This window comes from Vibrio sp. D3 (genome assembly GCF_043995865.1).
Lineage (GTDB): Bacteria > Pseudomonadota > Gammaproteobacteria > Enterobacterales > Vibrionaceae > Vibrio > Vibrio diabolicus.
In genome coordinates, this window is sequence record NZ_CP171887.1 from 1,052,175 (window position 1) to 1,065,712 (window position 13,538).

12 protein-coding genes are annotated in these 13,538 nt (G+C 44.9%); 8 read left to right on the forward strand and 4 right to left on the reverse strand.

Annotation, left to right across the window (positions count from 1 at the left end):
• Positions 1–570: a PilZ domain-containing protein gene (locus ACHFJ9_RS12960; RefSeq protein WP_114322529.1), complete on the reverse strand. Its 570-nt coding sequence runs from the start codon at positions 568–570 to the stop codon at positions 1–3.
• Between the two features lie 249 nt (positions 571–819).
• Between ACHFJ9_RS12960 and lolC the strand changes: the two genes are divergently transcribed.
• The 3 genes from lolC to lolE are packed head-to-tail and all read left to right on the forward strand — an operon-like array spanning position 820 to position 3,975.
• Positions 820–2,028: a lipoprotein-releasing ABC transporter permease subunit LolC gene (lolC, locus tag ACHFJ9_RS12965; RefSeq protein WP_065645406.1), complete on the forward strand. Its 1,209-nt coding sequence runs from the start codon at positions 820–822 to the stop codon at positions 2,026–2,028.
• On the forward strand, positions 2,021–2,728 hold the full coding sequence (gene lolD / locus ACHFJ9_RS12970) for a lipoprotein-releasing ABC transporter ATP-binding protein LolD (RefSeq protein ID WP_005378457.1): 708 nt from the start codon (positions 2,021–2,023) through the stop codon (positions 2,726–2,728). The genes lolC and lolD overlap by 8 nt, the downstream gene beginning before the upstream one ends.
• A 2-nt stretch (positions 2,729–2,730) precedes the next feature.
• Positions 2,731–3,975: a lipoprotein-releasing ABC transporter permease subunit LolE gene (gene lolE / locus ACHFJ9_RS12975; RefSeq protein WP_048626175.1), complete on the forward strand. Its 1,245-nt coding sequence runs from the start codon at positions 2,731–2,733 to the stop codon at positions 3,973–3,975.
• 148 nt (positions 3,976–4,123) lie between these two features.
• Here the strand turns inward: lolE and ACHFJ9_RS12980 are convergent, their stop codons facing one another.
• A complete protein-coding gene (locus tag ACHFJ9_RS12980) occupies positions 4,124–4,633 on the reverse strand; it encodes a DUF2062 domain-containing protein (RefSeq protein WP_005390643.1) in 510 nt (169 codons plus the stop codon).
• An 8-nt stretch (positions 4,634–4,641) separates the two neighbouring features.
• Between ACHFJ9_RS12980 and ACHFJ9_RS12985 the strand changes: the two genes are divergently transcribed.
• Genes ACHFJ9_RS12985 through kdsB form a run of 5 tightly spaced genes read left to right on the forward strand, consistent with a single transcriptional unit; the run spans position 4,642 to position 10,608 of the window.
• Positions 4,642–6,900, forward strand: coding sequence for a DNA internalization-related competence protein ComEC/Rec2 (locus tag ACHFJ9_RS12985; RefSeq protein ID WP_395357044.1), 2,259 nt, complete (start codon positions 4,642–4,644; stop codon positions 6,898–6,900).
• Between the two features lie 31 nt (positions 6,901–6,931).
• A complete protein-coding gene (gene msbA / locus ACHFJ9_RS12990; RefSeq protein WP_005390646.1) occupies positions 6,932–8,680 on the forward strand; it encodes a lipid A ABC transporter ATP-binding protein/permease MsbA in 1,749 nt (582 codons plus the stop codon).
• A gap of 5 nt (positions 8,681–8,685) precedes the next feature.
• Positions 8,686–9,693: a tetraacyldisaccharide 4'-kinase gene (lpxK, locus tag ACHFJ9_RS12995; protein ID WP_395357047.1), complete on the forward strand. Its 1,008-nt coding sequence runs from the start codon at positions 8,686–8,688 to the stop codon at positions 9,691–9,693.
• A complete protein-coding gene (locus ACHFJ9_RS13000) occupies positions 9,674–9,853 on the forward strand; it encodes a Trm112 family protein (protein WP_005390649.1) in 180 nt (59 codons plus the stop codon). Before lpxK ends, ACHFJ9_RS13000 begins: the two co-directional genes overlap by 20 nt.
• Complete coding sequence (kdsB, locus tag ACHFJ9_RS13005) at positions 9,853–10,608, forward strand: 3-deoxy-manno-octulosonate cytidylyltransferase (RefSeq protein ID WP_005390653.1); 756 nt, start codon at positions 9,853–9,855, stop codon at positions 10,606–10,608. Before ACHFJ9_RS13000 ends, kdsB begins: the two co-directional genes overlap by 1 nt.
• Before the next feature lie 77 nt (positions 10,609–10,685).
• Here the strand turns inward: kdsB and ACHFJ9_RS13010 are convergent, their stop codons facing one another.
• Together ACHFJ9_RS13010 and ACHFJ9_RS13015 are read right to left on the reverse strand one after the other, a co-directional pair.
• Positions 10,686–12,245 carry a SpoVR family protein gene (locus ACHFJ9_RS13010; protein ID WP_006742146.1) on the reverse strand — a complete coding sequence of 520 codons (1,560 nt, stop codon included), beginning with the start codon at positions 12,243–12,245 and terminating at the stop codon, positions 10,686–10,688.
• An 11-nt stretch (positions 12,246–12,256) separates the two neighbouring features.
• Positions 12,257–13,528: a YeaH/YhbH family protein gene (locus ACHFJ9_RS13015; protein WP_005390656.1), complete on the reverse strand. Its 1,272-nt coding sequence runs from the start codon at positions 13,526–13,528 to the stop codon at positions 12,257–12,259.
• Positions 13,529–13,538: the final 10 nt, after the last annotated feature.

The window sequence follows — 13,538 nt, forward strand, 5'->3', positions numbered from 1 at the left end:
TTATTTTTTATCTCGCTCCATCGAGCGCTGACGTAAAAGTTTTTGTTGTTGATATAGTGCCGCTTTTATCAGCAAATCTTGGTCAGATTCACGTAGCATCTTATATCTAAGAGTGATAATGAAATCTTGCTCTGAAGCCTCACATTCTTCTACTTGAGCGTAACCGTAAATCGCTGCAGCAGGATGATCGAGAAACAGTTTAACACGAACGAGTTGTTGGGCAGATAGCGCTGTATCTGAACGGTAACTGAGTTGGCTGGCGCCAAACTTTGTGGTTTGGTATCGAATGGAGGCGTCATCTTGTTGTGAAAGCATAAAGCTCAACAAGAGGTTAAGTTTCGCGTTTTGCGTATCAAGCAAGTTAATCACATGCTTTAAATCTTTGTTTTTTAGCTCTAGACGTGCATTGTCTGCCAACATATCTAGATGGCTAAATTCGCTGGCAACAATAAACGGTGCTGGAATTTCGGAGACAAAGGTTTCTTCATCTGGCAAAGCAAAATCCGCACTCAACGTTTCGACGTTGATAGTGAGATTATGATGGACGGTAAAGTATTCTTGCTCTGTCATATAGTCGGTCCTTTTGCCAGCGAGCGCTCCCTGTTCACTCAACAAACAAAGAGAAGTAGGGCACTGATTATCGCTAACTGAATGAAGTTATCAAGTTTACCTGATTTGTCCTTGAACTTTTTGCCCTAAATACAGACTTATTGCATGTCGTTGACAAATTTAGCGATTCTCTTGTCTTCTTAATGAGAAGAGTAAGGTAAGATAATCTGCTAAAGCTTTATATCAAAACAACCAGTTGGTTTGTCTTATATGTATCATCCTATCTCATTATTTATTGGTTTGAGATATCTTCGGGGACGCTCTGGAGATAGGTTCAGCCGATTTGTTTCTTATATGTCGACGGCGGGTATTACGATCGGTGTAATGGCGTTGGTGACGGTTCTTTCTGTGATGAATGGGTTCGAATCGCAGTTAAAAGAGCGCATTTTAGGTGTGCTGCCTCACGCTGTTGTTTCACAACATGATGGAAAAACGCCGTTGACCGAGTCTGCCCCTTCATTTGTTCAAGCGATGTCGAGTGAATCTGAACCGGAGCCTATCGTGCGTGGAGAGGCTGTAATTCAGAGTTCTGCGCAACTGACGGCAGGTTACCTCATTGGCATTGAACCAAAGAAAGGCGACCCGATTAGCAACCATTTGATTGCTGGGCGATTATCGTCACTTCAAGCGGGCGATTACAATGTCTTTTTAGGTCATAGTTTGGCGCGCTCTCTAAAGGTATCAATGGGGGATAAAGTGCGCTTAATGGTGACCAACGCGACGCAGTTTACCCCACTTGGCCGTATTCCTAGCCAGCGCAATTTTACTGTCGCTGGTATTTTCAATACGGGATCGGACGTTGATGGTCAATTAATGATTGTTAACATGACGGATGCATCTAAGCTGATGCGTTTTCCGAAAGACACGGTTTCTGGTTGGCGTGTCTTTTTCTCTGATCCATTTATGGTGACGGATTTTGCTGATCAACCCATGCCTGACGGGTGGCAATGGAGTGATTGGCGCGAACAGCGTGGTGAGCTTTTCCAAGCGGTGAAAATGGAAAAGAACATGATGGGACTCATGCTAGGTCTGATAGTGGGCGTTGCTGCATTCAATATTATCTCCGCCTTAATCATGGTGGTGATGGAGAAGCAATCAGAAGTCGCAATATTGAAAACTCAAGGCATGACTCAATCTCAAGTGATGACCATTTTCATGGTACAAGGGGCGAGCAGCGGTGTAATTGGCGCGATTGTCGGTGGCGCTGCGGGCGTGATCTTGTCACTTAACCTGAATGCGATTCTTGAATCTGCCGGTGTGGCGCTATTCAGTTTCGGTGGCCATCTACCTATTTTGATTGATTCACTGCAAATTCTTTTAGTGGTGGTGTTGGCGATTGCTCTTAGCCTCGCTGCTACGCTTTATCCTTCTTATCGAGCATCTTCTGTTAAACCTGCTGAGGCACTTCGCTATGAATAAGCTATTAGAATGTCGTGATATTCGTAAAGTCTACCGAGAGGGTTCGTTAGATACGGAAGTGTTGAAAGGCGTAAGTTTCGATATCGACAAAGGGGAGTTGGTTTCTATTGTTGGCTCTTCTGGTTCGGGAAAAAGTACCTTATTGCATATTTTAGGGGCGTTAGATGACGCAACTCATGGTGAAGTTGATTTTCTAGGGCAAAACCTATCGGCTTTAAGTTCGAATAAACAGGCGGCTTTACGCAACAAGCACCTTGGTTTTGTATACCAGTTCCATCACTTGTTAGCTGATTTTACTGCGCTTGAAAACGTGGCGATGCCACTGATGATTGGCGGCGCTAAAGTAGCGGATGCAAAACAGGCGGCTAAAGCGTTGTTAGATAAAGTTGGTTTGAGTCATCGGATGCAACACAGGCCTTCTGAGTTATCGGGCGGTGAGCGTCAACGTGTTGCGATTGCACGTGCATTGGTGAATAAACCTGATCTGGTTTTGGCCGATGAACCTACGGGGAACTTAGATCACAATACGGCACTGTCTATCTATGATTTGATGCGCGAGCTCAATAAAGAGTCAAACATTGCATTTTTGGTTGTCACGCATGACAAAGAGCTGGCAGCGAAAATGGATCGTCAAATGCACATGCAAGATGGTTTGCTCGTAGATCGTTTTGTGACTGATACTGCGTCTGCGGAGGGCTAATTTTGTTTTCATCTTTAGCATTGATGATTGGTGGTCGCTTCAGTCGAGCGAAAAAGCGCAACAAGATGGTGTCTTTCATTTCGCTTTCTTCAACGATTGGTATTGCGGTTGGTGTAGCCGTGATCATTATCGGTCTTTCTGCAATGAATGGCTTTGAGCGCGAGCTGCAATCGCGTGTGTTGTCAGTTATTCCACACGGTGAGTTGGAAGGCGTTAATGGTCCGCTTCATAACTACACCAAAACGATGAATCAAGCCCTAAACCATGAAGATGTTGTTGCGGCAGCGCCGTACGTTCGTTTTACGGGGTTAGCAGAAAAAGGCAGTAAGCTAAAAGCGATAGAAGTTCGTGGCGTAGAGCCTACTTTCGAGCAAGCGGTGTCGAGCTTATCGAATTTTATTGACCAAGAAGCTTGGCAAAACTTTTATGCCGGTCAGAAGCAAGTGATCTTAGGCCGAGGTGTTGCAAACGAGCTAAATGTCGCAGTGGGGGATTACATTACGTTGATGATTCCGCAAACAGGCGGCGCAAACAAAGTGCAGGCTCCCAAGCGTGTGCGCGTGAAGGTGTCTGGGTTCTTAACGTTGAATGGCCAAATAGACCATTCTTTAGCGTTAGTGCCATTAGCGGATGCTCAGCAATACGCGAGGTTAGGGGAAGGGGTCACTGGCATTTCACTAAAAACGGATGATGTTCTCAATGCGCCTTCTATTGTTCGTGAGGTAGGTAGCATGGTGGATGTTTACGTGTATTTGAAAAGCTGGCAGCAAAAGTTTGGTTTTTTGTATCGCGATATTCAGCTCGTACGCACCATTATGTACTTGGTGATGGTACTCGTGATTGGTGTGGCATGTTTTAACATTGTGTCTACGCTGATGATGGCAGTGAAAGATCGAGCCGCAGAAATTGCAATTTTGCGAACAATGGGAGCAAAAGATAGCCTAATCAAACGTATCTTTGTTTGGCAAGGCGTGTTCTCTGGTGTATTTGGCAGTCTCGTCGGCAGTGTTATTGGTGTCTTAGTGGCGTTAAACCTGACTCCGTTAATTAAAGGGTTAGAGAGCTTAATCGGTCATCAGTTTTTATCGGGTGATATTTACTTCGTCGACTTCTTACCATCACAGTTACACTGGCCAGACGTAGCATTGGTGTCGGTGACGGCGATCGTTTTGAGTTTGCTTGCAACGTGGTATCCCGCTTCTCGCGCCGCGAAGTTAAATCCGGCAGCGGTGCTGAGTTCTAAATAACCAACCGTTTTACAATACGAGAAAAGCAAAAAGGACCGAATTCGGTCCTTTTTTGTATTTATCCAACTTGAGCGACATCGTGTTTCATTCTAACTGTTAGGTGCCCCTCAACTGATAGCGCAAATGCTGATTTTTATGCAGTAACGTCTTATCTTATTTTGCGTTTTTGCCAGCTCCGAACCACTGAGTAGCGCCAAAGTCCTCTAATGCCGAAGTAGCCAATAATCGCGGATACAACACCACAGATAGCACAGCCTAATAAGAATGGAGGGCCAATAGTGCTCATCTGTTGCATGATGAATTCCCATGAAAGTTCAAAGTGGAAAGGTTGCGGAGGAACATGCATCACTAAAGCGCCAAGCTTATACGCAAAATAAAATAACACAGGCATGGTAATAGGGTTGCTTATCCATACCAAAGCGACGGAGAGAGGTAAATTGACGCCAAGCATGATTGCCAAACCTGCAGCCATGATCATTTGGCTTGGTAGCGGAACAAATGCCATAAATAACCCGACAGCAAAAGCCCCAGACGCCGAGCGACGATTTAAACACCACAAGTTCGGGTTGTACAACACATTGCCGAAGACCTTCAATGCTTTTTGGCGTTTGATCAATTCATGATCTGGCATGAAGCGTTTTATCAGCTTTCTAGGCATAGGACAGCATGACTCTCTCAGAAAAAAGTTGGACCTTGGCGTTATTTGTAGCGAGCGTAATTTCGTCAGCTTGGTGGCCGACAATACCAGATTGGCGTTGGCTGCTGCTGGGAATAATAACCACTGGCTCAATAATCAAATTACGTCGTGGCTTAATTAGCATAGGCGCAATTGCGGGCTTTATGGTTGTCATCGTCCACGGCAATGTATTGGAGTCTCAGAGACAAGCCCTTTTTCAAGCAGGGGAGAATATTACCATAATTGGTAAAGTTGACAGCCCTTTTACGCAAATAAGTCACGGATATGAAGGCATTGTGGCTCTAAAAAAGGTAAATTCTCAAACTCTGTTACCTTTTCTTAAACCTAAAATCCGTCTTATTACGCCTTTTCCACTCGATGTTAACAGTGAGTTTACGACATCCGTCTCGTTAAAGCCGATTACAGGCCTACGCAACGAAGCTGGTTTTGACGCCGAAAAGCACGCAATGGGTAAAAGCATTATCGCACGCGGTGTTGTTAACAAGGATGTTACCTGGATTATTCGCTCTACCACATCTTTGCGCCAAGCCATTATCGCTGATGTTTCGGAGGATGTGTCCTCCCTTCATCATTTCTCGTTAATAAATGCGTTAGTTTTTGCCGATCGCTCTTGGTTATCTAAGGAGGATTGGCAAGCACTCAGAGACAGTGGTTTACTGCACTTGGTCTCGATTTCGGGCTTACATATTGGTATGGCGTTCACTTTTGGGCTAGTGGTGGGCGGTGCCATTCGTTATACGTTACCTCAATACCAGCTATTGCCTAGCTTATGTGGGCTGATGTTTGCCGTTGCCTATGCTTGGTTAGCGGACTTCTCATTACCTACTACCCGCGCGGTGTCGGTATGTGTTATTTACGTCGTTCTCAAGTATACCTTAGTGCACTGGGCTTCCTGGCGAGTACTTTTGCTCGCGGTAGCGCTACAACTGCTTGTTCAACCTTTTGCATCGTATAGCATGAGTTTTTGGTTATCGTATTTGTCAGTTTGCGCAGTGTTGTTCGCAATCAATTTGATTCGGCATCAAAACGGGGGCTGGAAGGCGAAGTTAAAAGTGCTATTGCTTACTCAATTGATGTTGAGTGTGTTAATCGTGCCTATTAGTGGCTATTACTTTTCTGGTTTCAGTTTGTCATCAATTGCATACAACTTGGCGTTTATTCCTTGGTTCGGATTTATCGTTGTGCCTTTGATGTTTCTGGCCCTGTTCTCATCTTTATTTCTTGAAATGATAGCAAAGTCTCTGTGGCAGTTGGTGGACTGGTCATTGCAGCCATTGAGCACGTCAATTCAGTACGCGATAGGCTCCTGGCAACCCATTAGTATAGAAATGACAGGGTTGATTCTGGCGGGAATTGTTTGCTTGGTGTTTCAACGATTCATGTTTCAGTACGCGTGGTGTTTGTTACTTGGCATTGTAATTAGTATTAAGCTCACATCGGAATATGATCAGCAACATTGGCGCATTGATGTACTAGATGTGGGCCATGGCCTTGCGGTGATTGTAGAAAAAGACGATAAAGTGTTGCTCTATGACACAGGTAAAGCATGGCAAAATGGCAGTATTGCGGAGCAGGTCGTCACTCCGGTCTTGCATCAACGAGGTTATGAAAGCATCGATACGATGATCCTCAGCCATTCCGACAATGACCATGCAGGAGGGCGCTTGTTCATTGAAGATGCCTTTTCGCCACAGCGCAAACTCAGTAGCCAAAACTTTATCGGATATGAGTCTTGTACTCGCGGCGATCATTGGAAATGGCAAGGGTTAAATATAGAAGTACTTTGGCCTCCTGCTCTTGTTCAACGTGCATATAATCCGCACTCCTGTGTGCTACGTCTTACCGACCCTATTTCTATGTTCAGTATGCTTTTTACTGGTGATATTGAGACCATTAGCGAGTGGATCTTGCTCAGGGAGCCTGAAAAGTTAAAAAGTGATGTGATGTTGGTCCCTCATCATGGTAGTAAAAGTTCGTCGAATCCTCGCTTTATTGAGGCGGTAAAACCGAGTGTGGCCGTTGCTTCTTTGGCAAAAAATAATCAATGGGGAATGCCGGCAGAACATGTTGTTGCAGCATATCGCAAGCTTGACATTACTTGGCTTGATACTGGGGAATATGGTCAGGTAAGCTTCTCTATTCACCGTGATAATTGGCGCTCAGAAACCAAACGTAGCGATACATTTGAGCCTTGGTATAGGCAGATGCTGCGTAAGGGAGTAGAATGAGAGTCTTAATGTAAGAAAATAAAGCACTTCTATGTCGATAAATACTGATGAAACGACTTGGCAGACGTTTAAGCGTCTATGGCAATTTATTCGCCTTTACAAGTCAGGTCTTGTCGTTGCAGTCATTGCATTAGTTATTAATGCTATATCAGATACCTATATGATTTCCCTATTAAAACCATTACTAGATGAAGGTTTTGGGAACGCTGAATCTGATTTTCTACGCACGCTTCCATTGATTATTTTTGCCATGATGTTTGTCCGTGGCATAAGTGGATTTGTCTCCACATACTGTTTGAGCTGGGTATCCGGCAATGTGGTTATGCAAGTCCGCCGTATGGTATTCAATCACTTTATGCATATGCCTGTGTCTTACTTCGATAAGGAAAAGACGGGCAATTTATTGTCACGTATTACCTACGATTCAGAGCAAGTATCTGCGGCAACTAGCCAAGCGTTAGTGAGCATCGTTCGCGAAGGTGCAAGTATCATTGGCCTGTTAGTCCTGATGTTTTACAACAGCTGGCAGTTGTCGTTAGTGCTGTTTGCTGTTGCTCCTGTTGTCGCATGGGGTATTGGTGTCGTTTCTAAACGTTTTAGAAAAATATCTAAAAATATGCAGACAATGATGGGCAACGTGACTGCGTCAGCAGAGCAGATGCTGAAAGGCCATAAAGTCGTGTTGAGCTACGGCGGCCAGGATATCGAACGTAAACGATTTGAGAAGGTCAGCAACCAAATGCGTCAACAAAGCATGAAGTTGGTGACGGCTCAAGCGGCGGCTAACCCTATCATCCAAATGATTGCGTCACTTGCTATTGTTGCCGTTCTTTACTTAGCAAGTATTGACTCGATTAAAGAGCAACTGACTCCAGGTACATTTACCGTTGTCTTCTCTGCGATGTTTGGTTTGATGCGTCCGCTTAAAGCGCTTACTAACGTTACCTCTCAGTTCCAACGTGGTATGGCCGCGAGCCAAACGCTCTTTGCGTTGATTGATCTTGAGCCTGAGAAAAACGAAGGTAAGTTGACAGTTGAACGCGCAAATGGCGATGTTTCAGTTAAAAACGTAAGCTTTACTTATACTGGCGCAGAAAAGCCAGCATTGGAAAATGTCAGCTTCGATATTCCAAGAGGGAAGACCGTTGCGCTGGTTGGTCGTTCCGGTTCCGGTAAAAGTACCATCGCGAACTTGTTCAATCGTTTCTATGATGTTGATAGTGGCTCTATCACATTAGACGGACATGATATTCGTGAATACGAGCTAAAGAACTTGCGTCAGCAGTTTGCGCTAGTATCACAAAATGTTCATTTATTTAATGACACGATTGCAAACAATATTGCTTACGCAACGGATGGAAAATACGAGCGTAGTGATATCGAGAAAGCGGCAAAACTCGCGCATGCTATGGAATTCATCAGCAAAATGGATGATGGACTTGATACCATGATTGGTGAAAATGGCGCGAGTCTATCTGGCGGTCAACGTCAACGTGTCGCTATTGCACGTGCTCTATTGCGTGATGCACCGGTATTGATTCTTGATGAGGCGACCTCTGCTTTGGATACGGAATCTGAACGCGCTATCCAAGCTGCATTAGATGAGCTGCAGAAAGACAAAACGGTACTCGTGATTGCGCACCGCTTATCCACAATCGAGAAAGCCGATGAAATTCTTGTGGTTGATGATGGCGCCATCATTGAGCGTGGCAACCATGCCGATCTTATTGCAAAAAATGGTGCGTATGCACAATTGCACCGTATTCAGTTTGGTGAATAGACGCGGTGGTTGAAAAAATCTGGTTTGAAAACCATCCAATAAAATACCTATTGTGGCCGCTTTTGTGGCCACTGAGTGTATTATTTGGAGCAATAAGTAAGTCTAAGCGAAAGCAATATCAAACAGGCCGTAAGCAAGCCTACAACGCGCCTATCCCTGTTATTATTGTCGGCAATATCACGGCTGGTGGTAATGGCAAAACACCAGTTGTGGTTTGGCTTGTTGAGCAACTGCAACAGCTTGGGCTTAAGCCAGGGGTCGTTTCTCGTGGCTATGGAGCAAAAGCTCCTGTCTATCCGTTAGTGCTAAAAGAAGATACGCCTGCGAAACATTGTGGTGATGAACCTAAGTTGATTCATCGCCGCACAGGAGCGCCTGTTGCGGTAGACCCGGTGCGTTCAAATGCAGTGAAAGCACTGCTAGAGTCAGGTGTGGATATCATTATTACGGACGATGGGTTACAACATTATGCGTTAGGCCGTGATATTGAGTTAGTGATTGTGGATGGGAATCGCCGATTTGGGAATGAAAGCCTCATTCCGCTTGGCCCACTTCGTGAAGGGGTCGAGCGTCTTGCTGAAGTCGACTTTATCATCACCAATGGTGGTCAAGCACATACGGGCGAAATCGCAATGACTTTAGCGCCATCTAAAGCCATTAACCTCAAGACTAAGCAACTTGTGGACGTTTCTGAATTAAAAGAGCTAGTGGCATTTGCAGGGATTGGGCATCCACCACGATTTTTTCATACACTAAACTCGATGAACGCAGATGTTAAAGTCACAAAAGGTTTTGCTGACCATCAAGACTTTAACCAACAAGAATTAGAAGCATTGGCTCAACAAGGAGCCAATGTGATTATGACCGAGAAAGATGCCGTCAAGTGCAGCCATTATGCGCAAGATAATTGGTGGTATCTGCCTGTATCTGCCCAGTTTGAACCAAACGATGCTGAGCAAATTTTAAATAGAATAAAAGAGGTTAAAGCGGCTTATGGATCACCGTCTGCTTGAGATTGTAGCTTGCCCTGTTTGCAAAGGTAAGCTGACGTACGATAAAGAGAATCAAGAGTTGATCTGCAAATTGGATCGCCTCGCTTACCCGATCAAAGAGGGTATTCCCGTTCTGCTCGAGCCTGAGGCTCGTACTATGAGTATGGACGAGGGACGCTAATGTCTTTTACGGTTGTCATTCCTTCGCGTTACGCATCGAGCCGCTTGCCTGGTAAACCGTTAGCGGATATTGGCGGTAAGCCTATGGTTCAGTGGGTTTACGAGCAAGCGCTACAAGCGGGTGCGGAAGATGTTATCGTGGCAACTGATGACGAACGTGTTGCTGATGCTGTCTCGTCGTTTGGTGGTAAAGTCTGTATGACCTCTCCCAATCACGAGTCAGGTACTGAACGCCTTGCTGAAGTTGTTGAAAAGATGGCTATTCCTGCAGACCACATTATTGTTAATGTGCAAGGGGACGAGCCTTTGATTCCACCGTCTATCATTCGTCAGGTTGCTGATAACTTATCGGGATGTGATGCTCCGATGGCGACATTAGCCGTAGAAATAGACTCAGAAGAAGAAGTGTTCAATCCGAATGCAGTTAAAGTTGTGGCTAATGAGCAAGGCTATGCGATGTACTTTAGCCGAGCAACTATCCCTTGGGATCGCGATAACTTTGCCAAACAAGACAAAATCATTGCCAACCCATTAATGCGTCATATTGGTATTTATGCTTATCGAGCTGGTTTTATTAATACGTATGTAAACTGGGCTCCGAGCGCATTGGAGCAGATCGAGTGCCTTGAGCAACTACGAGTGCTTTGGTACGGTGAAAAAATTCATGTAGCGGTAGCGAAAGAAGCGCCAGCAGCCGGCGTTGATACGCCAGAAGATCTAGAGGCGGTGCGCGCTATTGTGGCGAAGCAAGCATAACTAAAGGTCACATTGAATTAAGAACGAGAAAGGCTCCTGAATTAGGAGCCTTTTTGTTGCTTATATCCAAGTATTAGTTAGATGTTTGTGTCATATTGGTTCCGTTTAGGGCAGGTCGCTAAGACTTCTCGGTGACCTGTGTCTTTTACTTCTTGCAGAATGACATCAAATCCCCACAATCGGTACACGTGTTTCAGAACTTCTTCATAACTGTCATCAAGCGGGATTCGGTTATGAGGTACGTATTGCAACGTGAGTGAGCGATCACCACGAACATCGACATTAAATACCTGAATGTTTGGCTCAAGATTAGATAAGTTGTACTGAGCGGCTAAGGTTTCTCTAATGCGTTTATAACCCATCTCATCGTGTATCGCGGCAACTTCAATAAAGTTTTTGTGGTCATCATCGTTGATCGCAAACAGCTTGAAATCACGCATTAATTTCGGAGAAAGGTATTGGCTAATGAAGCTTTCATCTTTGAAATTATGCATCGCGAAATGTACCGCATCTAACCAATCCGTTCCTGCCAAGTCCGGAAACCACTCCTTGTCCTCATCAGTTGGTTCTTCACAGATACGTTTAATATCTCGGAACATGGCAAAGCCCAAGGCGTATGGATTAATACCATTAAAGTAAGGGCTATTATAAGGCGGTTGAGCTACCACACTGGTATGGCTATGTAAGAACTCTAGTATGAACTTTTCGGATACCAAACCCTCATCGTAAAGATGGTTGAGAATGGTGTAATGCCAGAATGTTGCCCAGCCTTCGTTCATGACCTGCGTTTGTTTTTGCGGATAAAAATACTGACTGATTTTGCGTACAATCCGCACGACTTCACGTTGCCACGGCTCTAGTAGTGGGGCATGCTTTTCGAAAAAGTAGAGCAAGTTTTCCTGAGGCTCGCTTGGGAAACGCTCTTTAAGATCTTCCTCTTTGGTTTTGGCTCTTGGTACTGTGCGCCACAATTCATTCACTTGAGACTGTAAGTATGCCTCGCGTTCTTCTTGTCGCGCTTTCTCTTCGGTAATGGAGATTTTCTCTGGTCGCTTGTAACGATCCACACCAAAGTTCATTAAGGCGTGGCAGGAGTCGAGCAGTTTTTCCACTTCCTGTACTCCATATCGCTCCTCACATTCAGCTAAATACTTTTTGGCAAACAGTAAATAATCGATGATGGAGCTAGCGTCCGTCCAGGTTTGGAACAGATAATTACCTTTGAAGAAAGAGTTGTGCCCGTAACAAGCGTGAGCAATCACTAGCGCTTGCATTGTCACGGTATTTTCTTCCATCAAATAGGCGATACACGGATTGGAGTTAATGACAATCTCGTAGGCTAACCCCATTTGACCATGCTTATAGTTCTGTTCCGTTTGGATGAACTTTTTACCAAACGACCAGTGGTTGTAATTGATGGGCATACCAATACTTGAGTAGGCATCCATCATTTGTTCGGAAGTAATCACTTCTATCTGGTTAGGGTAAGTGTCTAGGCGATAGTGTTGTGCGACACGCTTAATCTCTTTGTGGTAGCGTTCCAACAGCTCAAATGTCCAATCCGGTCCATCTGGCAGCATTTTACTATTACGCTTCTTAGGCGCCTCTCCTGAGAGGTTTTTCGTTGCGGTACTCATCGCTAGCCTCCTTACGCCGTTTCTTTTTGGAATAGTTCACGGAAGACTGGGAAAATATCCTCCACAGAGCGAATGTTTTTCATTGCGAAGTTCGGAAATTCATCGGTAAGCTTTTCGTACTCATGCCATAGAGTTTGGTGCGAACGTCGTGTGATCTCTATGTAGGAGTAGTACTGACAGTTTGGCAGTAGTTTGTTCACTAACAGATCGCGGCATCTTGGCGAGTCATCTGCCCAGTTATCGCCATCGGATGCTTGCGCAGCATAAATGTTCCATTGACCAATTGGATAGCGCTCTTTTACGATTTCGTCCATCAGTTTCAATGCGCTGGATACAATGGTGCCCCCGGTTTCTTGCGAGTAGAAGAACTCGTGCTCGTCCACTTCTTTCGCTTGGGTGTGGTGGCGAATAAAGACAACGTCTACATTCTCGTAAGTACGAGTTAAGAACAGGTATAACAGAACGTAAAAACGTTTTGCGATGTCTTTCGTTGCTTGATCCATCGAGCCCGATACGTCCATCAAACAAAACATCACAGCTTGACTAGATGGTACAGGGCGTTTTTCATAGTTTTTAAAGCGTAAGTCGAAGGTGTCAATAAATGGAACCCCCTCAATTTTCTTACGCAGCTCTTCAATTTCAGCCTTCAAGCGGTTCTCTTCAAACTGCTGAGCGGGTTCAATGTTTTTGATGCGAGCAAGTTCATCTTCTAGCTCTTTGAGAAGACGTTTCTTACCCGCGGTCATTGCCGTACGTCGTGCAAGAGATTGTTGCAGCGAACGTACTACCGCAATGTTTGAAGGGATACCAGCAGTTTGAAAGCCTGCGCGGTGCGTTTTCCATTCAGTAATTTTGGCAATTTGGTTTTTTTCTAGATTAGGCAGCTCGAGATCTTCGAACAAAATATCGAGGTACTCATCTTTTGATATTTGGAATACAAATTCGTCTTGGCCTTCTCCATCTGGACTGGCATTGCCTTCTCCCGAGCCACTACCTTGACCGCCACCTTTAGGACGCTCAATTTTATCACCAGTAATGAACTGGTCATTGCCGGGATGAACTCGTTCGCGAACACCACCTTTGCCTTGATGAAAGATCGGCTCATTGATGTCTTTGTGAGGGATAGAGACGTCTTCGCCCGTTTCCGTATTCGTAATCGAGCGTCGATTCACTGCGTCTGCTACCGACTCTTTTATTTGCTCTTTGTGGCGCTTCAAGAAGCGCTGTCGATTAACAGCGCTCTTGTTCTTGCCATTGAGCCTTCGGTCTATAAATTGCGCCATGAAATAGCCC